This window comes from Paenibacillus borealis, from assembly GCF_000758665.1.
Taxonomy (GTDB): Bacteria; Bacillota; Bacilli; order Paenibacillales; family Paenibacillaceae; genus Paenibacillus_AQ; species Paenibacillus_AQ borealis.
In genome coordinates, this window is the sequence record NZ_CP009285.1 from 4,813,325 (window position 1) to 4,837,248 (window position 23,924).

General features: G+C 51.9%; 19 protein-coding genes. 9 read left to right on the forward strand and 10 right to left on the reverse strand.

Annotated elements, in window-relative coordinates:
• Positions 1-181: 181 nt before the first annotated feature.
• Positions 182-1,867 (reverse strand): hypothetical protein, encoded by a 1,686-nt coding sequence (locus PBOR_RS20135; protein ID WP_042214725.1) that lies wholly within the window; start codon positions 1,865-1,867, stop codon positions 182-184.
• Positions 1,868-2,163: 296 nt separating this feature from the next.
• On the opposite strand from PBOR_RS20135, the gene kduI reads away from it, so the two are divergent.
• The 3 genes from kduI to kduD all read left to right on the forward strand — a co-directional run bounded on the left by kduI (position 2,164) and on the right by kduD (position 4,609).
• The gene (gene kduI, locus PBOR_RS20140) at positions 2,164-2,997 is read left to right on the forward strand and encodes a 5-dehydro-4-deoxy-D-glucuronate isomerase (protein ID WP_039294695.1); all 834 of its coding nucleotides are present in this window, start codon (positions 2,164-2,166) and stop codon (positions 2,995-2,997) included.
• Between the two features lie 34 nt (positions 2,998-3,031).
• A complete protein-coding gene (locus PBOR_RS20145) occupies positions 3,032-3,787 on the forward strand; it encodes a DeoR/GlpR family DNA-binding transcription regulator (RefSeq protein WP_042214727.1) in 756 nt (251 codons plus the stop codon).
• 66 nt (positions 3,788-3,853) lie between these two features.
• A complete protein-coding gene (kduD, locus tag PBOR_RS20150; protein ID WP_042214728.1) occupies positions 3,854-4,609 on the forward strand; it encodes a 2-dehydro-3-deoxy-D-gluconate 5-dehydrogenase KduD in 756 nt (251 codons plus the stop codon).
• Between the two features lie 194 nt (positions 4,610-4,803).
• Here the strand turns inward: kduD and PBOR_RS20155 are convergent, their stop codons facing one another.
• On the reverse strand, positions 4,804-5,334 hold the full coding sequence (locus tag PBOR_RS20155) for a DMP19 family protein (RefSeq protein ID WP_042214729.1): 531 nt from the start codon (positions 5,332-5,334) through the stop codon (positions 4,804-4,806).
• Positions 5,335-5,534: 200 nt separating this feature from the next.
• Between PBOR_RS20155 and PBOR_RS20160 the strand changes: the two genes are divergently transcribed.
• Positions 5,535-6,158, forward strand: a complete 624-nt coding sequence (locus tag PBOR_RS20160) for an NUDIX hydrolase (RefSeq protein ID WP_042214731.1) — start codon at positions 5,535-5,537, stop codon at positions 6,156-6,158.
• A 359-nt stretch (positions 6,159-6,517) separates the two neighbouring features.
• On the opposite strand, the gene PBOR_RS20165 is transcribed toward PBOR_RS20160, so the two are convergent.
• Entirely contained in the window at positions 6,518-8,596 is a 2,079-nt protein-coding gene (locus PBOR_RS20165; RefSeq protein WP_042214733.1) for a beta-galactosidase, read from the reverse strand.
• A gap of 188 nt (positions 8,597-8,784) precedes the next feature.
• Between PBOR_RS20165 and PBOR_RS20170 the strand changes: the two genes are divergently transcribed.
• Positions 8,785-9,651, forward strand: a complete 867-nt coding sequence (locus PBOR_RS20170) for an AraC family transcriptional regulator (protein WP_081972131.1) — start codon at positions 8,785-8,787, stop codon at positions 9,649-9,651.
• 145 nt (positions 9,652-9,796) lie between these two features.
• Here PBOR_RS20170 and PBOR_RS20175 read toward each other — a convergent pair whose 3' ends face one another.
• The 3 genes from PBOR_RS20175 to PBOR_RS20185 form a co-directional block, all read right to left on the reverse strand.
• The gene (locus PBOR_RS20175; RefSeq protein WP_042214735.1) at positions 9,797-10,372 is read right to left on the reverse strand and encodes a histidine phosphatase family protein; all 576 of its coding nucleotides are present in this window, start codon (positions 10,370-10,372) and stop codon (positions 9,797-9,799) included.
• A gap of 411 nt (positions 10,373-10,783) precedes the next feature.
• Positions 10,784-12,523 (reverse strand): ABC transporter ATP-binding protein, encoded by a 1,740-nt coding sequence (locus PBOR_RS20180; protein ID WP_042214737.1) that lies wholly within the window; start codon positions 12,521-12,523, stop codon positions 10,784-10,786.
• Positions 12,520-14,259 carry an ABC transporter ATP-binding protein gene (locus tag PBOR_RS20185; protein ID WP_042214739.1) on the reverse strand — a complete coding sequence of 580 codons (1,740 nt, stop codon included), beginning with the start codon at positions 14,257-14,259 and terminating at the stop codon, positions 12,520-12,522. The genes PBOR_RS20180 and PBOR_RS20185 overlap by 4 nt, the downstream gene beginning before the upstream one ends.
• A gap of 160 nt (positions 14,260-14,419) precedes the next feature.
• Here PBOR_RS20185 and PBOR_RS20190 point away from each other — a divergent pair, with 160 nt between their 5' ends.
• Both PBOR_RS20190 and PBOR_RS20195 read left to right on the forward strand, forming a co-directional pair.
• Positions 14,420-15,289, forward strand: coding sequence for a LysR family transcriptional regulator (locus PBOR_RS20190; protein WP_042214741.1), 870 nt, complete (start codon positions 14,420-14,422; stop codon positions 15,287-15,289).
• Positions 15,290-15,702: 413 nt separating this feature from the next.
• Positions 15,703-16,209, forward strand: coding sequence for a hypothetical protein (locus PBOR_RS20195; RefSeq protein ID WP_042214743.1), 507 nt, complete (start codon positions 15,703-15,705; stop codon positions 16,207-16,209).
• A 77-nt stretch (positions 16,210-16,286) separates the two neighbouring features.
• Here the strand turns inward: PBOR_RS20195 and htpG are convergent, their stop codons facing one another.
• Positions 16,287-18,170 carry a molecular chaperone HtpG gene (gene htpG / locus PBOR_RS20200; RefSeq protein ID WP_042214745.1) on the reverse strand — a complete coding sequence of 628 codons (1,884 nt, stop codon included), beginning with the start codon at positions 18,168-18,170 and terminating at the stop codon, positions 16,287-16,289.
• A 221-nt stretch (positions 18,171-18,391) separates the two neighbouring features.
• On the opposite strand from htpG, the gene PBOR_RS20205 reads away from it, so the two are divergent.
• Positions 18,392-18,862, forward strand: a complete 471-nt coding sequence (locus tag PBOR_RS20205; RefSeq protein WP_342671069.1) for an AraC family transcriptional regulator — start codon at positions 18,392-18,394, stop codon at positions 18,860-18,862.
• Positions 18,863-18,874: 12 nt separating this feature from the next.
• Here the strand turns inward: PBOR_RS20205 and PBOR_RS20210 are convergent, their stop codons facing one another.
• Positions 18,875-19,582 carry an MBL fold metallo-hydrolase gene (locus tag PBOR_RS20210; RefSeq protein ID WP_042214747.1) on the reverse strand — a complete coding sequence of 236 codons (708 nt, stop codon included), beginning with the start codon at positions 19,580-19,582 and terminating at the stop codon, positions 18,875-18,877.
• A gap of 61 nt (positions 19,583-19,643) precedes the next feature.
• Positions 19,644-20,540 carry a LysR family transcriptional regulator gene (locus PBOR_RS20215; protein WP_042214749.1) on the reverse strand — a complete coding sequence of 299 codons (897 nt, stop codon included), beginning with the start codon at positions 20,538-20,540 and terminating at the stop codon, positions 19,644-19,646.
• 119 nt (positions 20,541-20,659) lie between these two features.
• On the opposite strand from PBOR_RS20215, the gene dapA reads away from it, so the two are divergent.
• The gene (gene dapA / locus PBOR_RS20220; RefSeq protein WP_042214750.1) at positions 20,660-21,535 is read left to right on the forward strand and encodes a 4-hydroxy-tetrahydrodipicolinate synthase; all 876 of its coding nucleotides are present in this window, start codon (positions 20,660-20,662) and stop codon (positions 21,533-21,535) included.
• Between the two features lie 710 nt (positions 21,536-22,245).
• On the opposite strand, the gene PBOR_RS20225 is transcribed toward dapA, so the two are convergent.
• Positions 22,246-23,865 (reverse strand): DEAD/DEAH box helicase, encoded by a 1,620-nt coding sequence (locus PBOR_RS20225; protein ID WP_042214752.1) that lies wholly within the window; start codon positions 23,863-23,865, stop codon positions 22,246-22,248.
• Positions 23,866-23,924: the final 59 nt, after the last annotated feature.

Here is a 23,924-nt window from a genome sequence, read left to right on the forward strand (position 1 = left end):
GATGCTTTGCTGCCAAAATAGTGATCTTATTGTTTCCTATGATCTACTAAGATATTACCCTTTTTCCCGTATCATGTCCTGCAAATGCTGATAGGCGCCGCAGTCTGCAGATAACGCAAAGAACCCGGCAGGTATGGATGAAGTCCCGGGCTCTTTGCATGGATTTGAAATGGGAACAGGCTTACACGGAGTAATGATCAAAGGATACCGGTCTGCCGTTAACCTGCGCTTGAGATGCAGCCTGCGCCTGTATGCCGCCTGCGTTGATGCTGAGCTGCAGATGCTCATTGCTGAGCCAGGTAGTGTACTCCGCAGACAGAATTCCTCCCGCTCCAAACTCGGGTGCCCGCTGCGCGGCGGCTGCAGCAAATTCATCAAGCCCGCTTATGCCCAGCTCCGCAGCCTGGCTGACGCTTAGCGCTTCAACAACGACTCCGCCCGGCATCCCTCCAGAGATCACCTCAAGATAATCCGGGCGCTCCAGCAGCTCATAACCATGCGATAAGTAGACTGCGAAATAAACACTACCCGCATAACCGAACAGCGCTGAAGGCTGCTTGATCCATTCCCCTTTAGGAAGCACACCTGTTATCGCTGTGGCCTCTCCCTCGGGAACCGGGAACAAGGATATGATAGTATTCTGATGATACAGCACTTCCATATAAGGACTTTGGTGCCGCGGATCGCCTGCATGGTAACCCTGCCCCGGATGGAAGAAGTATAGCCGGTTCACGCCTTCGGCTGCACCCACCGGGAGCGAATACGCCCAGCGCAGCTGCTCGTTGTCGAACTCTTCAACCCGCTCCCACATGCCGCCTGCCGCGTAATCCGTGGTGATATACGCGTATGAATGCAGCGGAGGCTGGCGTTCCGGATCTCCGGCAACCACCTTCTCGGTTTGCTTGAACACCTCTGCCGCTGCTCCGCGGTTCAGGACAGCCGAACGCACCTGCTCCGGCGCTTCATAGAACAGGAAGCCGGCATATTCGGTACGCGGCATCTCCGCCGGCAGCTTGAAGTCCCCGAACTGCACATAGTCGTGCAGCACATTGCCGTCAGCCGGCACATCATGCGGCCAGCCCCGGGAATGGGCACCTACCCATGCACCCTGCAGGTACCACTGGCTCCGCTCATTCCAGAGATAATCCAGCATCTCGCCAAGGGTACGCTTAATGCCGCTGTCTGTCTCCAGCTCCCAGGCGCAGGTGAACGCCTGCATCCAATGCCAGAACCACGGGAGGCTGCCGTACTCCGGCATTCCTCTCTCGCGGATATGCGCCAGCGTGATTTCCAGGCTGTGCCGTCCGTCTTCCTGCAGCTCGTCATCCTCAAAGAACTTGCCGAAGATCAGCTTGGCCGCCGTATATTTCGCTTCATGGTGGCCGAATGTTGTTACCGGCTTACGGAAGAAGCCGCTGCGGTAGATATGGCCGATGGCCGTATGGAAGGCAATGCGCAGTCCGGCGCTGAACTGGCTGGAATATTGCTTGCAGAACCAGACCATCAGGCTGCCCATGATCTCTACCGGCAATTCATGCGGTGCAGCTTCTCTGGGATGTGGATTCAGACCAAGCGGCCAGTGGCCATAGAGTTCCGTGCCGGGCTGGCGGTTCTGCAGCAGGACGGTTTCCAGCATTACGGCTTCAGCCTTCCGTTTCGCTTCCTCCCTATCGAAAGGCAGCTCCAGCGTATCGTCTACCGCAGCGGCAAATAAATAGGAAGCATAATAGAAGTTATTCCGCACATCATCATGGAACCAGAGGCCGCTTCCGAGCAGCGGACGGCGCTCCGCCTCCAGTGCGATTGAATAGATAATTTCCTGCTGGCGTACTTTATAAGAAGTCTGATCCTGAAGCCTGTCTGCCATTTCCCTCACCCTCCAACATATATTTTCTGTATCACGAGCCCCTAATCCGGGAGTCATGCCCGCGTGTGTATACATAGAACAACTATCCCTCTTCTATTAGGTATACTCCACCCTGGAAACTCAATGCTTTCCAGCTCTATTGTGCACGCTTTCAGTTCAGATGGCAATCTCTAAAACTAACAAATAAACTAAAATAAACGCACTAAAAAAGATTATCACTTGCCAAATGAACGTAAATGGATTAAATTGTACCTATACGAACGAAAATACATTTTTCTAAGGAGATTGAATATTCAATGGAAAGACGTTTTGCATCGCATCCGAATGAAGTTAAGCAGTTTGACACTGAGCGCCTGCGCAAGGAGTTCCACATCCCGGTTATTTTTGCTCCGGATGAACTGAAGCTTGTCCTGACCCACGAAGACCGCATGATCGTAGGCGGGGCTAATCCGGTCAATGAGGATGTTGTACTTACAACGGACCTTAAGGAGCTTGGAGTGACTTACTTCCTGGAACGCCGTGAGCTGGGTATTATCAATGTCGGCGGCAAAGGTTCGGTTGTTGTAGACGGAACTGAATATGAAGTTGACTTCAAGGAATGCCTGTATGTAGGCCAAGGCTCCAAAGATGTTATTTTCAAAAGCGCGGACAGCGCCAAACCGGCGAAATTCTATCTGAATTCCGCTCCGGCCCACCAGTCCTACCCTACTACCAAGACCACGCTGGCTGAATCCGAATCCGGTGCCATGGGCGGACTTGAGAATTCCAACGAACGTACAATTCACCGTTTCATTCATACAAACGGCGTGCAGAGCGCACAGCTTGTTATGGGAATGACTCAACTTAAACCGGGCAGCATGTGGAACACCATGCCATCCCACACTCACCCGCGCCGGATGGAAGCTTATTTCTACTTCGATCTGCCGGATGATTCCATCGTCTTCCACCTGATGGGCGAACCTACAGAAACCCGCCACATTGTAATGCACAATGAACAGGCTGTCATTTCTCCAAGCTGGTCCATTCACAGTGGTGTAGGAACTCATAACTATACTTTCATCTGGAGCATGGCCGGAGATAATAAACGTTACGATGATATGGACCCCGTAGGCATGAAAGAATTACAATAGAAGCAAATCAACTACGGAAAGATGAGGCAGGCGGATGAACCCGATACGGCGGCACGAGATGATTATGGAAGTTATGCTGAACCAGAAGGATGTAACAGTGAACGAACTGAGCGACAAGCTCCAGGTGACGGGAAAAACAATCCGCGAGGACTTAAGCAAGCTGGAGGAACAAGGACTGATCATGCGTGTACACGGCGGAGCTGTGCTGGCACAGAGCGATCAATTCGGCATTCTGCCCTCCAAAGACCCGCTGGATAAATATTCCGAAGAGAAATCGGAGATTGCGCTGCGTGCACTGGCACATATCGACAAGGATGACATCATCGCACTCGACGGCGGGAGCACCACGCTTGAGATTGCCCGGCGGCTGGAGAATATGCCCCTGACGGTCATAACCAATGATGTGTACATCATTAGCGAACTGGTTCCCAAAGACAACATACGTCTGGTCGTTCCCGGAGGTTACCGTGTCCGCAATATGCTGGCCGGCCCTGAAGCGGTCTCCTATGTACAGAAGCTTAATATTCAAAAAGCCTTTCTCTCGGCGACAGCCGTTCATATCGAGCATGGCCTGTCCATCTATACCGGAGATCTAATCGATTTCAAACAAGCTCTAGTATCCACGGCCCGCCAGGTATTCGCTGCCTGCGATCATCACAAATTCGGGCACACCGCTCTGCGCACCTTTGCTTCACTGCAGGAAGTCGATGTGCTGCTGACAGACAGCGGGCTTGCGCCTGAGACTGTGGAACTGTTCCGCAAGGCCGGCGTCAACATCGAGTGCGGGTAGTTTAAATATCAATTTAAGCCCTATAAGCGATACTCAATCATGCAACTCAAAGGAGAGAATTATAATATGTCATCATTATTCAGTTTGGCAGGTAAAACAGCAATTGTAACGGGAGCCGCCCAGGGTCTTGGACAAGGGATCGCCCTTGCCTTCGCAGAAGCCGGCGCAGATGTAATTTCCGCTTCCCTTAATGCAAGTGACGAAACTGTAGCAGCTGCTGAAGCTTTTGGCGTAAAAGCACTCAGCATCGCTACGGACCTAAGCGATCACACTAAACTTCAGGGTATGTTCGACGAAGCTGTTGCCTTCACCGGTAAAGTAGATATACTCGTGAACTGCGCAGGGATGATCCGCCGCACTCCGGCCAAGGATCACAGCGAAAAAGACTGGTTCGATGTAATCAACCTCAACCAGAACACTGTATTCCTGCTGTCCCAGATCGCCGGCCGCCACTTCCTCGAAAGAGGCAACGGCAAAATCATCAACATCTGCTCCATGCTCTCCTACCAGGGCGGCATTAACGTACCAGGCTACACTGCAAGTAAGCATGCCGTAGCAGGTCTGACTAAAGCTTTCGCTAATGAATGGGCTGGTTCCGGCCTGAACATTAACGCCATCGCTCCTGGATATATGGCTACTGAGAACACAGCTCCAATCCGTGCGGATCAGAGCCGCTCCGATTCAATCCTTGACCGCATTCCTGCCGGCCGCTGGGGAACTGCTGAAGATGTTAAGGGTCCTGCTGTGTTCCTGGCATCCGCTGCTTCCGACTACCTGAACGGACATATCCTTAATGTTGACGGCGGCTGGTTGGCCAGATAATTCCAGCACTGAAGCTGGAATTGGAACATAAATTTATGATTCGGCCTGCTCCAGATATAGAGATAATTAGCGCCGTATACAGACACTGAGCGCATATAGATTTCAATTCCGATGGTGTCTGGCGGCTGCTGTTCAGAGCTTCCTCCAGACATCACAAACCCCGGATGCTTCGGCATCCGGGGGTCTTTGTATACTCAAACCGGCCCGTCCTTGAACACGATGAACTCCTCAGGATGTGCCCGGATGTAACCGGCGATGATCTGCAGGCTGTGTGCTGTAAGCTCCTGGTATTGTGTATACAGGGTGATTACTGCTTCGTGCAGCTCCGGGTCCGCTTCCAAATCTGTAATCGCCGCGTCGCTCCAGTCCGTCCCAACGCGCAGGTTCCTCGCCTCGAACAGCTCCTTCGACTCCTCAAGCAGGCGAATCAGCGGAGTATCTCCAAAAAACTGCAGTCCCTCCAGCACGCTGTTCCAGTACCCCGGCTGATCCAGCAGATAACAAATCCAGCCGTAGTATTCTTCTGCCGACCTAGAACTATGGTCATACAGAATCCGGAACATACATAGAGCCCTCTGTCCCCTGCCCAGCTGTGAGATGGCCTCATTCTTCACTGCCGTAGATTTCGCTCGGATCTTCACGAACGTTGGCTCCATACAGGCATAGCCGAGCCGTTCGTCACTTAGCATATTAAAAATCTCACGTTCCATCGTTACCGGTACCATTATTTCGGCTCCTCTGCTATTAAGAAATGGAGAGTATCTGTACAATAGCTAAATAAACGAATGCAGTTACATTCCCTCTACGCCAACTCCACTGGATATTTCTGTATTTCTGTTTCTATGGTAAGCTGTAAAAAATATAATCGTCAAGACCCGCTGCATTATGCATCCTGCTCTGGCGCAATTGATGAAGGAGCTTCTGTATGAGCGAAGAAATACTAACTACTTTTGATGAGCAAGGCAATATAACCGGAACCGCTCCCCGCGATGAGGTTCACCGCCTGGGCCTCTGGCACGAAACCTTCCACTGCTGGTTTGTCCGGAAGGATGACAGCGGGCTGATGATCTACCTCCAGCTGCGCAGCCGGCACAAGAGAGATTATGCCGGTCTGCTTGACATTACTGCCGCCGGCCATCTGCTGGCAGACGAGACTGTGGAAGATGGTGTCCGTGAGGTACAGGAGGAGCTGGGCCTTAAGCTTGCTTTTGCGGAGTTGAAGCCGCTGGGGATCATCCCCTACCAGATGGATACGGCAGGGTTTATGGACCGGGAGCGGGCGAATGTGTTTGTTTACGAGAACAACTATGCCTTAAGTGACTTCATACTGCAGCAGGAGGAGGTTGCCGGGATCGTCCTGGCCCGCTTCACTGAGTTCCGCAGCTTCATCGCTGGAGCCGGCAGCACTCTCCATGTGCAAGGCTTCCGGGTAACCGCGGGCGGTGAACGGGCAGAGATTGATGAACAAGTCGACCACGCACAGCTCGTACCCCATGAGACTGCTTACTATTTGCGGGTGATTGAGGGAATCGAAGCTCTATATAGCTGAATTCTATCTGCCGCGCAGGCATAATGAATAATACTTTTAACTAAGTAAGCGGGTAATTGCATTATGTACAACAAAATCTGGTTAAAAGAGCCAGAAATAGCATTCTATTGTATTTGCTGCAATTGATTTTACTGAATACTCCTCATAGAGGGTGAAATCCAAAAATCTAATGTACGAATTACAATAGAACGCGAAATGCATAGGATTATCCCATATTTGACTGTACGAAATACAACAGATTCCTGCGGGGTCACCAGTTCAGCCCCTATGAAACGCAAGTTCATTCTACATATTATCGCCAAAAAAGGCAGAACCCGTTTCAGCGGGTCCTGCCTTTTATTAACTTTATTCAGCCTGCTTTATGCCTTAGCAGTCGGCCGTTTCAGCATTACCAGTCCGTTGACTGGCAGCTTCAGCTCAGCAGGTGCAGCTGTACCGGATTCGAGATCCGTATACTCCTGACCATCCAGCGTTACCACTTGCTCGTTGCCGCTGAAATTCTGTACAAACACATAATCATGCTCGCCGTCACTACGCAGCTGAGCCGTTACTCCTGTCGGAAGCTCGCTGTTCAGGGTGCGGCTGATCCGCTCCTTGCCGGTAATCGCGGCGTACAGATCGACATAGAACTGCGGGTCCTTCACACGCGTGGCCAGATGATAGGCTTTGCCCGCTCCCAGCTTGTTCACGGTCAGCGCCGGACGTCCGGCATAGAAGTCGCTGCGGTAATGGCCGAGCGCTTCGGCACCTTCCAGATGAATCAGTTCGGCAATTTCATGCGCATCGTAATCTCCGGTCAGCTTCAGGGTGTTGCCAGGATCCATCACAAGGCCGTTCAGATCGCGGCTGTGCAGTCCTTCCGTCTCTTCTGCCCAGATACCGAGGGTTCTGCGCAGCGGTCCAGGGAAGCCGCCCAGGTGGCACAGATCCGTCTCGCCGACTACACCTGACCAATACGTGGCCAGGAATGTGCCGCCCTGCTCCACGTACTTCTCGATCCGCTTGCCGTTCTCTTCGCTGATCAGATACAGCATTGGAGCAATGACCAGCTTGTAGCCGGACAGATCATCACCTGAGCCGACCACATCTACAGGGATTCCCAGCTCCCACAGTCCACGGTAATGCTGGAGCACGGTTTCTTCGTATTTCAGGCCGGAATTGCGGATGCCCTGGGCATCCTTGACTGCCCAGCGGTTGTCCCAGTCGAACAGGATCGCTGTTTCGGCAGGAGTGGTTGTACCCACTACATCCGTTAACCCTGCCAGTGTGCGGCCAACCTCGGCCACATCTCTGAATACACGGGTCTCAGCATGTCCGCTGTGGTCGATAACTGCCCCGTGGAACTTCTCGCTGGAGCCGCGGCTTTTACGCCACTGGAAGTATTGCACGGAATCCGAACCATGCGCTACTGCCTGCAGCGAAGAAAGCTTATGCATGCCCGGACGCTTCAGCTTGCTGACCGTCTGCCAGTTGGTGAGCGAAGGTGTGCTTTCCATGAGCAGGAACGGCTTCTTCTTGAAGCTGCGGTACATATCGTGGTGCATCGCTGTCCAGGCAGCCAGCCGGGCATCATCATCGTCCTCGGTATAACCCCAGTCCGGATAAGCATCCCAGGATACCACATCCAGGATTTTGGCCATCTTACGGTAGTCAACACCGTCAATCATATGCATGTTAGTCGTCACCGGCAGCTCAGGATTGAAGCTGCGCACGGAGTCAATCTCATGCTGGCAGAAATTGATCGTCTGGTCACTTACGAAACGCCGCCAGTCCAGGTTGAGGCCGTGAACCTGAGTCTCACCGTGCGGAGCAGGGGATTCGATCTGTTCCCATGAGGTGTACGTATGGCTCCAGAAGGTCGCCCACCAGGCATGGTTCAGCTCGTCCAGATCCCCCTTATATTTAACCTTAAGCCACTCTCTGAAGGCATTCTGGCAATATTCACAGTGGCACTCGCCGCCGAATTCGTTGGAGATATGCCAGCCGATGACTGCCGGGTGATGAGCATAACGCTCAGCCAGCTTGGAGTTCATCAGCGCGGTTTTTTCACGGTAGACAGGAGAAGTGAAGCAGTGATTATGGCGGACCCCGTGCAGATTACGCACCCGGTTCCGTTCAACCCGCAATACTTCCGGATATTTCTCCGACATCCAGGCAGGACGTGCTCCGCTTGGCGTAGCCAGGAAGGCATAAACTCCATTTTCCTTAAAGGTATCCAGCAGCTGATCCAGCCACTCGAACGTAAACACGCCTTCTTCACGCTCCAGCGAAACCCAGGAGAAAATTCCGACAGACATGACATTGCAGCCTGCCAGCTTCATCATCCGGATATCTTCTTTCAGTACCTCAGGGTATTTCAGCCATTGCTCGGGATTATAGTCGGCACCATGCAGCATTACAGGAGCCTTGCTGCTGATTGCAGGAACTTTGCTGCTCATATTATTACATTCATCCTCTCGTATAGGGTTCGATGTTAGAATGGGACTTTTCACTGATATAACTTCATCATCAGCCCTGTCCCTTTAGCTTGTAACCGTTTATACTATTTATAATAAAGGATAATTAGCTGTCAATGGTAGTATAATAATAGCGTTTCCATAGCACAAAATGAATATGAGGTGTTTACATGCTCCCCTTCTCCCTGATCGAAATGCCGCGTGACCTGAATGCGTTCCCCTTGTACCCTTATTCGGTCGGCCGCCATATCCAGTATCACCACGTGCGTCCGGCCGGATTCCCGGTGCATCAGATTTTCCTGATCCGCAGCGGCAGCGGACGGTTCCGCGACCTTGAGAACGGCACTGAAACGGTGCTGAAGCCTGGAATGGCCTATGCATTCCCACCCGACCGCGGGCACGAATACTATCCGTTGTCACATGAGCCGTGGCATGTAGGTTTCATCGGCTTCCATGGACGCCAGTCTGCATCTGTGCTGGAAGGACTCGGCCTGCTGCCGTCTGCGCTGTTCCATCCTGAACGGTTTGAGGAATGCTGGAATATGATCGGCGGAATCTGGCATACGGTGAATGGAAGCAGCACTGGCCGCCAGGAGGAACAGTCGATGCAGGATCTGTCCGTGACCCTCTACAGACTGCTGTTAATGCTGCGCAGGAGCGAATCTACCGCCGGTGCGGCGACCCGGCTGGAGAGCGAGAATGTACGTAATGAAGCCCTGAATAAAGCCGTCAGCCTCATCAATGAGCATTTCACGGAGCCGCTGCTGATTACGAACCTGGCCGCTGCTGTCGGTTACTCTGTCCAGCATTTCCAGCGTCTGTTCCTCCAGGAATATGGCGTAACCCCGCATAAATATCTGCAGAACCTGCGGCTGCAGCGCGCGCTGCAGATGATAACCGAGGACCCTGAGCGTCCTGTGCAGGATATCGCCCTCAACCTTGGGATGGACACCAATTATTTTATCCGCGTCTTCCGCAAGGCGCATGGGGTGACTCCAGGGGTGATGAGGAACCGGCTGCACGGGAGTATAGAGTAAGCAGCATATACTTGCTCCATCCGTTACACCAACTGCATAAGCCGTGCAGCCCCCCAGGTATGAAGAATAACCAGTTCAACTGACTCAAAGGTGTGCTTGGGGGATTGGGGGGTAATTGTCATGGACAAGTTCAGCCCGCAAATGTTTAAGCCAAATGCTCCACACAGTTGTACAGCAGGCAATTCCATTTATTATTGGTTTTGGTGAGCAGGGTCAGCGAAGTATTATCTATGTAAGTAGTGGTGAACACTTGCGGCAGCAGGTGCTGCAGCGTCAAGCCGATTAAGGCACCGTGGCTGACAACGAGTACTTTTTTATCCGGATAGCGGGTATAGAGCTCCTCCAGAAAAAGAGCGCCTCTGCGTGATACATCCTCTGCCTTCTCCATCCCGAGTTCCAGGCTGCGCCAGTCCGGCGCCCATCTCCCTAACCATTCTGCCTCATTCAACCCTTCCAGCTGTCCGCAATCCATTTCACATATCCGTTCGTCAATCAGGCGCTCCCCTATCCCTGCAGCAGCAGCAATAATCTCTGCGGTCTCCCTGGCCCGGTACAAGTGGCTGGATATCATGATGTCCCACCGCTCCTTACTAAGCCTTCCGGCAAGCCTGCCCGCCTGTTCCCTGCCCTCCCCGTTAAGCGGGATATCCGCAAGTCCCTGAGCCCTTCCTGCGATATTCCACTCTGTGAGCCCATGCCTGATTAAACCGATTATTGCCATTGGAATGACCTCCATCATGATCGTCTATTGTTCACTGCAATTTAATTCATCGAAAACCCTCGTTAGCTGTGGCACAGCGAACTGAGCTACTTACTCACTTTTGCATGGGCATGGGCACTATTGTTGTACGAATTGCAACTTTAATCCCTTAATATCCGGGTGTTCAAGCGGATTGTTGTACGAAATACAAGAATTATTCCGCTCAGCCGCTTGGTGGTCGGGAAATCATGCTTTTTATACAATAATTTCCGATTTGGGCCGAACTAATGAGGAGAATGTTGTATTATGTGCTGGATTATCAAAAAGTCACCGGTTCGCCGGATCTCCACCACTCCGCCGAAAAAAGACAGCCGCAAGCAAGCCTTCTCCTAAGAAGTCCTGACCGCAGCTGTCTTTCTGCACTTCCCCTATCTAAACCGCCGCAAACTGGCTATTATACAATCGGGCGTAATAGCCCCCGCTCCCCAGCAGCTCCTCATGCGTACCGCTCTCCACAATATCTCCGTCTTTCATGAACAGAATGAGATCTGATTCACGAATGGTAGATAACCGGTGGGCAATGACGAAGCTGGTCCGTCCGGAGATCATCGCCAGAAAAGCCTTCTGGATCCGCACCTCCGTCAGCGTATCAATGCTGCTCGTGGCCTCATCCAGAATCAGCATCGGCGGATCAACGAGCATGACACGGGCGATAGTAAGCAGCTGCTTCTGGCCTTGGGAGAGATTATCTCCCGAGCCGCTGATTTTCGTATTATAGCCCTCGGGCAGCCGCTTGATGAAGCTGTGTGCATTCGCGGCTTTGGCAGCAGCAATAACCTCTGCTTCCGTTGCTTCCGGCTTGCCGTAAGCGATATTATCGCGGATCGAACCTCCGTACAGCCAGGTATCCTGCAGCACCATACCGAAGTTACGCCGCAGACTATCTCTGGTAATCGAAGTAATGTCGTTACCGTCTATCCGGATGGTGCCGCTGTTGACCTCATAGAAGCGCATCAGCAGGTTGACCAGCGTGGTCTTGCCCGCTCCGGTCTGGCCGACAATTGCCACGCGTGTGCCCGGCTTCACTTCCAGACTGAAGTTTCTGATCAGCGGCCGTTCCGGGGTATAGGCGAAACTCACCTTGTCGAGGGTAATGGTGCCCTGGCTTCCCTTCATCACAGTAGCACCCGGAGCATCCGGAGTTTCCTGCGGCAGATCCAGAATGGTGAAAATGCGCTGCGCCGATGCCGTCGCTGACTGCAGCTGGGTAATGACCCCGGTTATCTCATTGAACGGCTTCGCGAACAGATTCGAGTAGATCAGGAAGCTGGACAGATCCCCGACGGAGAAGTGTCCGCCAATCACAAGCGCACTGCCGATCATCGCGATCACCGAGAAGGTGATGTTGTTCACCAGACGTGTAGTCGGATTAGACAGAGAGCCGTAGAACTGTGATTTGATCCCTGTCTTGTACAGCTCATTATTCCGCTCCGCGAACGCTGCAAAAGAACGGTCCTCGTAGTGATAGGCCTGCACAACCTTTTGTCCGCCGACGATCTCTTCCACATAGCCGTTCAGCCCGCCGAGGATTTTGGCTTGCTCACGGAACATCTGCTGGGAACGCATCGTAATGAAACGGGCGACGAAGAAGGTCGCCGGTGCTGACAGCAGCACCACCAGCGTCATCACGGGGCTGATATAGAGCATTAGCCCGATAGCCCCGGCAATGGTAACAATTCCGGTCAGCAGCGCGGAGAAGCCCTGCAGCAGCCCGTCAGAGACAGCGTCCATATCGTTCACGAACCGGCTGATGCTGTCGCCTTGCGGATGATTGTCGTGGAATTTCAGCGGCAGCGCATCCAGCTTGTCAAACAGCTCACGGCGGAGATCGTAGACTGTCCGGTATGCCAGCTTGTTCGTATAGTAAGTGAGCAGCCAGCCGAAGAAGCTGCCAACCAGATATACGGCTCCCAGGATCAGCAGCAGGCGGAAAATAGCCGGGAATTCTACATGATCCGGTCCAATCATATGGTCAACTGCGCGGCCGATCAAGAGCGGTCCGATCAGGCTGGCAATCACACTCAGAATGGCGCAGATGACTGCACCAATGGTTATCCTCCGGTATTGGCTTGTATATCTAAACAGCCGTTTCCAGGTCGTTGTACTGTTCATTGTACGGCCTCCTCGCTTGAGAGCTGGGACATGCAGATTTCCTGGTAGACCCCGCAGCTCTCCAGCAATTCCTCATGACTGCCGATACCGGCAATCCGCCCTTCATCGAATACGATAATCTGATCTGCCTGTCTTACAGTACTCACGCGCTGGGATACAAGCAGAACCGTCATATCCCCGCTGTTCTCGTTCAGCGCCCGGCGCAAAGCCGCATCCGTGGCGAAATCAAGCGCACTGGAGGAATCATCCAGAATGAGAATCGGCGGACGCCCTACAACCGCGCGGGCGATCGTCAGCCGCTGCTTCTGTCCTCCGGACAGATTATGTCCTCCGCGCGCGACAAGCGTATCCAGCCCCTCCGGCAGCTTGGTGATGAACTCTTCCGCCTGGGCCACAGCCGCTGCAGACATAAGCTCTTCCCTGGTTGCTGAGGCCTTGCCCCAGCGGATGTTGTCGGCAATCGTACCCGTGAACAGCATGGCCTTCTGCGGCACGATACCGATTCTGCTCCGCAGCTGCTCCAGCCGGTATTCCCGCACATTCACACCTTCTACCAGAATTTCACCCTCCACCGCATCATAGAACCGCGGAATCAGGTTCACGAAGGTCGATTTGCCGGAGCCGGTACTGCCGATCAGTCCGACCCTCTCTCCCCGGTGAATGTCAACCGTGATATTCTCCAGAGCAAGCTCACCGGTTGTATTATAGCCAAACGAAACATTGCGGAAGGAGATCACCGGCGCTGAATCATCCCGCCGGGCGGCCGGGGCATCTGCCGCAACTTCGGCAACGGATGCCGTCATCGCCAGCACCTCGTTGACCCGGTTGGCAGAAGATGAGGCTTTGGTAAACAGAATTACAAGATTCGATACCACAATCAGCGCAAGCAGGATCTGGGTCACATAGTTGATGAATGCGATAATCTCCCCCTGTGACAGCCGTCCGGCATCGATATGAATGCCGCCTGCCCACAGAATGGCGATAATCGCTGCATTAACCACCAGCGTGGTCATCGGTCCGAGCCAGGCGGATATACGTCCGACCCGGATTGCGGTCTGCGTCAAATCCTCGGAAGCTTCATTGAAGCGCTGCTTCTCCCGGCGGCTCTCTGCGAAGGCGCGGATGACGCGGATACCGGACAGATTCTCGCTGAGCACCAGTGCCAGACGGTCCAGCTTCGCCTGATATTTGCGGTAGAGCGGCGAGCTGCGCGTAATGATGAAATAGAGAATGACGCCGAATACCGGAGTAGCCGCAATCAGAATCAGCGACAGCCGGAAATCCAGGATCATCGACATGATAATCGCCCCAATGCAGATGAACGGTGCCCGTATGACCAGCCGGATCAGCATGGCTACGGCCAGCTGCAGCTGATTGACATCATTCGTGATCCGGTTGATCAGCGATGGTGTGCCGATAATATCAAGCTCTGCGTATGACAGCGATGAGATATGCTTGAACATTTTGTTGCGCAGCGATGTGCCGAAGCCCTGTGATGCGCGTGCTGCGTAATATTGGCAGATCATAGAGCAGCCGAAGCCGAGGATGGCCATCAGCACCATCAGGGAGCCCATGCGGTAGACATATGCGCTGTCCTGCCTGCCAATTCCGTTGTTGATAATCAGGGCCACAATCGTCGGCAGCAGCAGCTCCAGAATCGCCTCCAGCAGCTTGAAGATCGGCCCGATGATCACTTCTTTCCTGTAAGGCTTTAGATAAACAGCAATTTTGAACACAGTAATCCTCACCTAACCTACGTAGTATGTATTCTCTCTTGAAAAAAACAAAAGACCCGTTATGATTATGTCATACCTGCTTACATATTAATAATATTGGTTTCGTATCTATGCCATATGATTAACGTATCTCAGAACAATCTATACCGGAGGTTAGAGGATGGATATCCGCCAATTGAAATATTTCCTGGCGATTGCCGAGGAGGGACAAATCACCTCAGCAGCCAGGAAGCTGCAGATGGCCCAGCCTCCGCTCAGCCAGCAGCTGAAGCTGCTGGAGGAGGAGCTCGGGGTCAAGCTGGTTGAACGCGGCCCGCGCAGCATCCAGTTAACAGATGCGGGAATTATTTTGCGTAACCGGGCCCAGCAAATTCTAGAATTAACGGATTCGACCACCAGAGAAATCAATGATTTTGCCAAAGGATTGAAGGGCAGTCTCTCGATCGGCACGGTCTCCTCTTCCGGAGCTACACTGCTGCATGACCGGCTGGGCGAATTCCACAAGAACTATCTGGGGGTTACTTTTGAAATCCATGAAGGCAATACGTTCATGATCATCGATCTGCTGAACAAAGGTATCGTCGAAATTGGCATTATCCGCACCCCTTTTAATACCAGCAATCTGGAATGTCTGTATATTAATTCGGAACCGATGATTGCGGTTATGACTCCTGATTATGACTGGAATTCCGGCGAAGCGGGCCTTGAACTTGGAGAGCTGCAGAATAAACCGCTTATTATCTACCGCCGTTTCGAGCAGCTCATACGGGAGACCTGTCTGGAGCATGGCTTCGAACCCCAGATCTTCTGCATGAACGATGATGCGCGGACCACCTTGCTCTGGGCCAACGCTGGACTTGGCATCGGAATCATTCCCAAATCTGCTTTTGAGCTGGCGAATCACGGCAATCTGATCTATAAGGAGATCCGGTGCGAATCGCTGCATACCCGCGTGGCCGCAGTCTGGATCAAGGACAAGTATTTATCTTCGCTGGCTATCAAGTTTATTGAGACTTTCAGAGCACGCTGAGCTCTGGACGAACTTTCCACTCCGGCTTCCGGCAGCCGTTATCCGGCCCGGATATTCTGGAGGATGTCCAATTTCTGCTTCATTCATCCTGTTGTCCACGTCGCCTCCATCCGCTCTCTAGAGATTCTTTGCCCCCTGAACCCTGGATGCTTAAATTTCACACGTATAGGCTAAATGTTGTACGTACTACAACTTGGCTTCCTGAATACCGGGGTGTTCACACAGATTGTTGTATGAAATACAAGAAATGTTCCGCTAATCCGCCTGGAGGAGCGATAATGCTGCCTTTTGTACAACATTTCTGAATTATAGCCGGAATTATCGTGAAATTGTTGTATTTTGGGCAGGATTACATAAGTGATAGTTCTAAGTCCCTCTTAGTTAGAACTAATTAATCCGGAGGATTGAGGCTAATGCTTACCGCAAAGAGATCGTTAGTCACAATGGTTATTTCCACTGTAATACTTTGCTCTTATGGATTTGCAGCTGCAGCTCATTCAGACTTGATCAGTAAGGAAGAAGCTGCTGTAACCGTTCTCGACAAAGAGAGATTGAATTCACTGGGAATACAACTCAATCCGCCAACATCAAGTAATATGGTAATTACAAAGAAACAAGCTATTTCCTTAGCTCACAAGAGTGCACCCAGGTTTGCATCTGAGGCAAAAGAGGTTGTTATAGAATATCAGCTGATGACCTATCCATATTTGACTGCCTTCTCAGAACAGGCGCTGAGTAAGAATGTACAACTAAGACGTGAAGGTTATTTAAATAAAACCCCCGTCTATATCGTGAACTTCAAAGGTATTCAGGGTACCGGCCATGCTGCAAAAGGGCAAAAGGTGCCTACGTATAACGAATTCAATGTTGTAATCGATGCCGGCAACGGTGAAACATTATTTTCATTTACTTACCAATAAAAACACCCCGCACTGGTCTGCACCAGTAGCGGGGTATTCTTGTATGCATCGGTCCTCTGTCCAGCACGAACGCCGGTTTAGACCATGATTTTGCAAATATCGTTCGTGAACTGCACCGGATCGTTAACCTGCAGACCTTCGATCAGGAGCGCCTGGTTGTACAGGAGGTTAGTGTACAGACCCAGCTTCTCCTTGTCGCCTTCGGCAGCAGCCTTCAGCGATTTGAAGACATCATGGTGAATGTTGATTTCCAGCACCTTATCCGCTTGTACATCCTGGCCGCCGTTAGGCATAGCCTTGAGGATTTTCTCCATCTCGATGGTCAGCTCGCCTTCAGTAGACAGGCAGACCGGATGGGATTTCAGCCGCTTGGACGCTTTGACTGCCTTCACTTTGCCGGACAGGATGCCCTGCATCGCTTCGAACAATCCTTTGTTCTCATTTTCTTCCGCTTCAGAAGGCTTGTCCTCGGCGCTTTCTTCAATACCCAGGTCACCGCTGGAGACATTCTTGAATTCCTTCTCTTTGTAAGACATGATCATCTTGATTGCGAATTCATCGATATCGTCCGTGAAGTAGAGGATCTCATACCCCTTGTCCAGCACGATTTCCGTCTGCGGCAGCTTCTCAATCCGTTCAACCGATTCACCGGAGGCGTAATAGATGAACTTCTGGTCTTCCGGCATTCTTTCCACATATTCAGCCAGCGTAACCAACTTCTTCTCCTTCGAGGAGTGGAACATCAGGAGGTCCTGCAGCGTTTCTTTTTCCATACCATAGTCATTGTAGACCCCGAACTTCAGCTGTCTGCCAAAAGATTTGTAGAACGTCTCATATTTCTCACGCTCATCCTTCAGCAGGCTCAGGAGCTGGCTCTTGATCTTGCTCTTAATGTTCTTCGCAATCAGCGTCAGCTGGCGGTCATGCTGCAGCAGCTCACGGGAGATGTTCAGCGACAGATCCTCGGAATCCACCATCCCCTTGACGAAGCTGAAGTAGTCCGGCAGCAGATCCCCGCATTTGTTCATAATCAGCACGCCGTTGGAGTAGAGCTCCAGGCCTTTTTCATATTCCTTGGTGTAATAGTCGAACGGAGTATTCTCCGGAATGAACAGGATCGCATTATAGACCACCGCGCCGTCGGCACTGATATGGATATGCTTCAGCGGCTTGTCGAAGCCGTAGCGTTTCTCCGCATAGAAGTTGTTGTAGTCTTCTTCCGTCAGCTCGTTTTTGTTCTTGCGCCAGATCGGCACCATGCTGTTCACGGTCTGCTCTTCGATGACATCGACGAATTCATTCTCGGCGTCCTCTTTAGGCTGTCTGCCGGTGATGTCCATCTTGATCGGGAAGCGGATGAAGTCCGAATATTTCTTGATGATCGACTTCAGGCGGTACTCTTCCAGGAACTCATCGTAGTTATCGTCCTCGGTGTTCTCTTTGATCTTCAGCGTGATTTCGGTTCCGACAGCATCCTTCTCACAAGGCTCAATCGTGTAACCGTCCGCACCCTGGGATTCCCACTTGAACGCCTGGTCGCTGCCCAGCGCTTTACTGATCACTGTAACATCGTCAGCCACCATGAATGCGGAATAGAAACCTACCCCGAATTGTCCGATGATGTTGTGTCCGTCCTTGGCTTCATTATCCTTCTTAAAAGCAAAAGAGCCGCTGTTCGCGATAATCCCCAGGTTGTTCTCCAGCTCTTCCTGCGTCATCCCGATTCCGGTGTCGGAAATCGTAAGTGTGCGGGTCGCCTTGTCGGCGGTCACTTTAATGTAGTAATCCTCTTTATTGAACACCAGGCCTTCGTCGGCCAGTGCTTTGTAATAGATTTTGTCGATAGCATCGCTTGCATTCGAAATCAGTTCCCGCAGAAAAATCTCCCGCTGCGTATAGATGGAGTTAATCATCATTTCCAGCAGTCTTTTGGATTCGGCTTTAAACTCTTTTTTGGCCATGAATAAATAAATCTCCTTTCAAAAATAACCTTCGGATTGCGGATCATGGTTTAGCACTCCACTCGACCGAGTGCTAACACTACCTTTTATATAACATATTCTCGTTTTTGATGTCAATATCTTGCTGCATACAGAGGTCCGCTGAAAAAAGAAATGAATTCTATTTTAGTCCATGTTAGCATTCGAAATGTACTCATTATGGTGAAAGAAAGGACAATGAAATGATGAAGATTCAGCTCGAAACGGTTCCGGCAACACGCATTGCTTATGTACGCCAGACAGGTCCTTATGGTCCTCATAACGCGCAGGCGATGGATCAACTAAAGCAATGGGCAAGGAAACATCAGCTGCTCACGGGATCAGCCGTCCTCTTCGGGATTCCGCAGGACAACCCGGAGACTACACTGCCTGAGCAATGCAGATACGATGCCTGTATTAGCCTGCCTGAGGATGCTTCGACGGCTGCTCCAGCAGAAGGCTCAGTCCTTTACGGCCAACTGTCCGGCGGAACCTATGCGATTGTCACCATTGAACATACGACTGAGGCTATGCAGCAAGCATGGGCAGAGCTGATCCCGGCGCTGCACGGCAGCGGACGGCAAATGGACAGCAATAAACCCGTTATGGAAAGATACACGGGAGACATGATCCGCAATCATCTTTGCCAGTTATGCATCCCGGTAGTGATGTAAGTCTGCTTAGAATTAAGCTTGGGCTGAAGTAATATCCCAAACCAGTTTTCCTTCATGGAAGCAGTAATAGGTGCGCGCCTGAAGTGCTTTTAACCGTTTCAAAGACTCTTCTGCACTCGCCAGGTCCAGACAGTATTGCGGATTCGCGACAGCCAGTTCATTCTCCTCGTTTACTGCCGCGTCACCTGTAATAACACTGCTCAGCTCAGGGAAATACAGAGAAATATGACCAGACGTATGCCCCGGGGTAGCAAGGATTTGACACTTTCCACCTAGAATCCACTCGCCATCCCGGACAGTCTGATCGGCCGGAACATGCTGCAAATCCATCAAAAGCTGGACAAACGCTTCTCCTGAAGCCAGCTCGTCCACCGGCATCTCCACCAGCAGAGCTTCAGCCTGGACCAGCCGTTCAGATTTCACCTGACCTGAGATATACGGTGCCTCTATTTCGCTCGCAATGATCATGGTAGAAGGGTATTTCGCTTTGAAATCATGCAAGGCACCAATATGGTCGTCGTCATAATGGGTAATGATGATATTCCGCAGATTCTGCGGGTCGTATCCATGCTTCCGCATCGCATTCTCTATTAGCGGCATGAACTCCGGGTATCCGGTATCCACTAAGGTTAATTCTTCCCCGGATACAATGAGGCTCGGGTAAATATAGTAAGGCTGTCCTTCATATTCAAACTGAATGGGTAGCTCAACGATGTTCATATTAACCTCCGCGTGTATAGATTGGAACAATGCATACCGCTGTACCTTCAAGCCTGCACCCTCACAGCGCTACGGCCTTAGCCTTCGCATCCTCCCGCAGCATTTGGATCAGCGACTGGAGCGGCAGCGACTTCCACTTCTTCGGATGAAGCAGGAGCTGCAGATCGAAATGGATCTCCGGATGGGCAAAAGACAGCTCGGCAAGATTCCCCCGCTCGATCTCCTCCTCAGCCACAATTCTCGGCAGCAGCGCGATGCCCAGACCGTTCCGTACACAGCGCTTGATCGCTTCCAGATTCGACAGCTCAAAACCGACCCGGAACACAATCCCGTTCTCCCGGAGCAGGTTCTCGAACAGGCTGCGGTAAATGCAGCTCTCCTCAGAGACAATCAGCTCGCAGTTATTGAGGTCCTGCAGCGTCACCTGCGCCAGGCTTGCCAGCGGATGACTGGCAGGGGCCACGAGGACGAGCGGCTCCTCCCGGATGATTGTACGCTCAAGCAGGGTATCCGCTGTGCTGCGGTCCAGGAGGAGGCCAATATCGACCTCGCCGTCTCTGATTTTGGAGACCAGATTAGCCTCCTGCTCCGTTTGCAGATGAATGTTCAGACCGGGGAACATGGTCCGCAGCTGCTGCAGGAACGGCGGCAAATAAAAAGCGGCAAGTGAATCAATCGTCCCAATCGTCAGCGTGCCGCCGATCTGCTGGGCGATCGTTTCTTTGGAGCGGTCGTACAGATCAAGAATCTCCACGAACAGCTTCAGCAGCTCTTCTCCCGGCGGAGTCAGGCGCAAGGCCCGGCCATGCCGTTCGATCAGCGGTACACCGTATTCCTTCTCAATCTTCTGGATCTGCATCGTCACGCTGGATTGCGCATAGCCCAGTTCTTCTGCCGCGCGGGTGAAGCTCTGCCGCTTCGCGACCTCGCGGAACGTCCGCATATATGTTAAGTCCATCTTCTCACCCTAACATCAATATTATTGATAACCTACATCATTTATTATAGCTAACGACGATGCAATAATCCATGGTACAGTAGGATAAAAGGATTTTACAATTTTGGAGGACGATATTCATGTTAACAGAAGAACAGATTTATGGAATCTATGTTCCCGTGGTAACCCCGTTCCATGCCGCTGGCGAGATTGATTTGGAGTCGTATCAGCGTTATGTGAACAACATCATCAAGAACAGTATTCATGGTCTGGTCGTTAATGGAACCACTGGAGAATCGCCGACAGTCAACATACAGGAATTACAGACACTCGTGGATGCTTCACGGGAGCTTTTGAAGTCCAGTTCGATACCGCTTGTGGTGGGTACGGGTACGAATGATACCGCCTCTACCGTAGCCCGTACAGAGCTTGCCGCGAACTCAGGTGCCGATGCCGCACTGGTTGTTGTCCCTTATTACAGCCGGCCTTCGCAGGAAGGCATTATCGCCCATTTCCGCAAGGCAGCTGAGGTCGGCCTTCCTATTATCGCCTATGATATTCCCGGGCGTGCCGGTGTTGGCATGTCCGTAGACACCGCCCGTACGATCCTGGAGATGAATAACGTAGTGGGGTTAAAAGACTGCTCCGGCTCTCCGGTGCTGGTCTCCGAGCTGTCCCGCCACGGCTCCAAGCCTGTGCTCTGCGGCGATGACTTGAACTTCTTCGATATGCTGGGCTGCGGAGCCGCCGGTGGCATGCTGGCCTCGGCCAATGTACATACCGCCTCCTATCTCAGCATCTATGAGCAGTACAGAGCCGGCCAGGTTGAGGCCGCCCGGGCTGCCTTTGATCAGCTGGTGCCGCTCATGAAGCTGCTGTTCAAGGAATCCAATCCGGCGCCGATCAAATGGCTGCTGAGCGCACGTGGCGAGATTTCCTCAGATACCCTCCGCCTGCCGATGACCTCGATCAGCTCTGCGCTGCGCGAAGAGCTGGGCGCTTATCTGGCCGGGTAACACTTTCACACGGTAATAGCTATTATCAAACTGCTATGTACAAACTGCTAATACTACAACACAGAACAAGATCACCCGAGGGTGAATCAACACCTTACTAAAGGCTAGATCTGGCCCTCCATTTACGGCTAAATTCCCTGTTGAAATTAGTAGCTGCATAAAATGACGGTCATCCTTGCATTGCCGCATCCCGCTGGCTCTGGCTCTGCAAATATTAGTTGGATAAACGTATCTTAATTTGGAGGTTTGGGAGTATTTGAGGTAATTAGATGGATAAACGTCATTTAATTACATGCATTCACCCAAATGTAGACTATTCCCGGTATATTAAGTGCTGTTTATCCAACTGTTGCCGGGCTAAGGCGCCTCCGTTCATAAGCAAGTGGAGACAATCCAACTAGTTCCTACCACCCACGCAGCTACAGCTTTACCCATACGGTTCCCAGCTTCTTTAGCCGTTTCTACAAAGTTATCGACATTTTGGGTATTTTATAAATTTCTAATCAACAAGAAACCACCACTTTCAGTCAGAGACTGATAAGCGGCGGTTTTTTCATTATTCATAGGATATATAAGAAACTGCCGCTTCGGGCAAATTCAGCGGGAAGATACAGTAGCGTAAAACAAAACAGCCTTCCGGAAGGAAGGCTGCAAGTTTAGTTCAATATATTTGGGTTGTTAAGCTCTCCTTGCTCTCCCCCTATTACAGCTTATTGCGACCGGCCTGCATTAGCGGCAGGACGGCTGCCAGAGCGTCCGCTTTGGCTTCCGCCGGGTCTGTTACCGGACTGGCTTGAACGGCCGTATTGGCCTCCAGCCGGTTTATTACTTTGGTTGCCGCCTGGACGGGCGGCAGATCTTTCACCGGGACGGCTGCCGGAGCCTGCTCTGTTGCCCGATTCGCCAGCAGGACGGCTGCTGCCAGCTCCGTTGCCTGCATAACTACTGCCCGATGCGCTTTTCGCTCCGTTACCCGCGTAGCTATTACCCGACGCACTTTTCGCTCCGCTGCCTGCATAGCTGTTACCCGATGCGCTTTTCGCCCCGCTGCCTGCATTGCCATAACCGCCACCCTGCTTGCCTTGCGTGAACCATTCCGATTTCGGCTTGCGTGCCGGGTTCGTTTTGGCTTTCTGCGACGGTTTGGCCGGTGCTTTGCCAGGACGGTCTGCCAGCAATGCCAGATTGCTCTTGGACATCGGATAAGCATGATCCTTCACTTCCGGAATCACCTTGCCGATCAGCTTCTGGATATCCTTCAGGTACGGAATTTCCTCAGCTTCGCACAGCGAGATGGCGATTCCGCTCATTCCCGCACGTCCGGTCCGGCCAATCCGGTGAACATAAGTTTCCGGAATATTCGGCAGGTTGAAGTTGATGACATGGGACAGCTCATCAATATCAATCCCGCGGGCGGCGATATCTGTAGCTACCAGCACCCGTGTTGCACCGCTCTTGAAGTTTCTCAGCGCATTCTGGCGGTCATTCTGCGATTTGTTGCCGTGAATGGCCTGGGCGGTAATATTGATCCGGGTCAAATCCCGGGTTACCCGGTCAGCCCCGCGTTTGGTGCGGGTGAAGACGAGCGCCGACACGATCGAAGGATCCTGCAGCAGACGGTTCAGCTGATTCTGCTTATTGCCGTTCTCCAGCAAATAAATCGATTGCTCAATTCTGTCCACGGTGGAAGATACCGGAGTAATCTCAATTTTCACCGGGTCCACCAGCAAAGTCTTCACCAGCTGAGAAATCTCCGTCGGCATCGTTGCCGAGAAGAACAGCGTCTGCTTCTTGGCCGGCATCTTGGCTATAATCCGCTTCACATCGTGAATGAAGCCCATGTCCAGCATGCGGTCCGCTTCATCCAGTACAAGAATCTGCACATGCTGCAGATCCACATGTCTCTGGCTGATCAGATCGATCAGTCTGCCCGGGGTAGCAATCAGAATATCTGCACCTTGGCTAAGCGCCCGTTCCTGGGCCTTCTGGGATACCCCTCCGACAATCGCTGTCGAGCGGATCGTTGTGAACTTGCTGTATGCCTGAATATTCTCGGAGATTTGCAGAGCAAGCTCTCTGGTCGGTGTCAGAATCAGTGAACGAATACGTTTCGCTCCGCCGGTTCTGGACGGCTGCTGGCTGAGCAGCTGAATAATCGGTAATGAAAAAGCTGCGGTTTTCCCGGTACCTGTCTGGGCACAACCCAGAATATCTCTGCCGGCCAACGCCGCAGGGATGGATTCTTCCTGGATTGGAGTCGGGGATGTATAGTTTTCCAGGCTGAGTGCCTTGAGAATCGGGGGAATCAAGTTCAAATCGTTAAATGTCATTTTATCTCCTTAATTTTGAGTACATATATTTAGTAAGTCATTAATCACAATCACTGTAT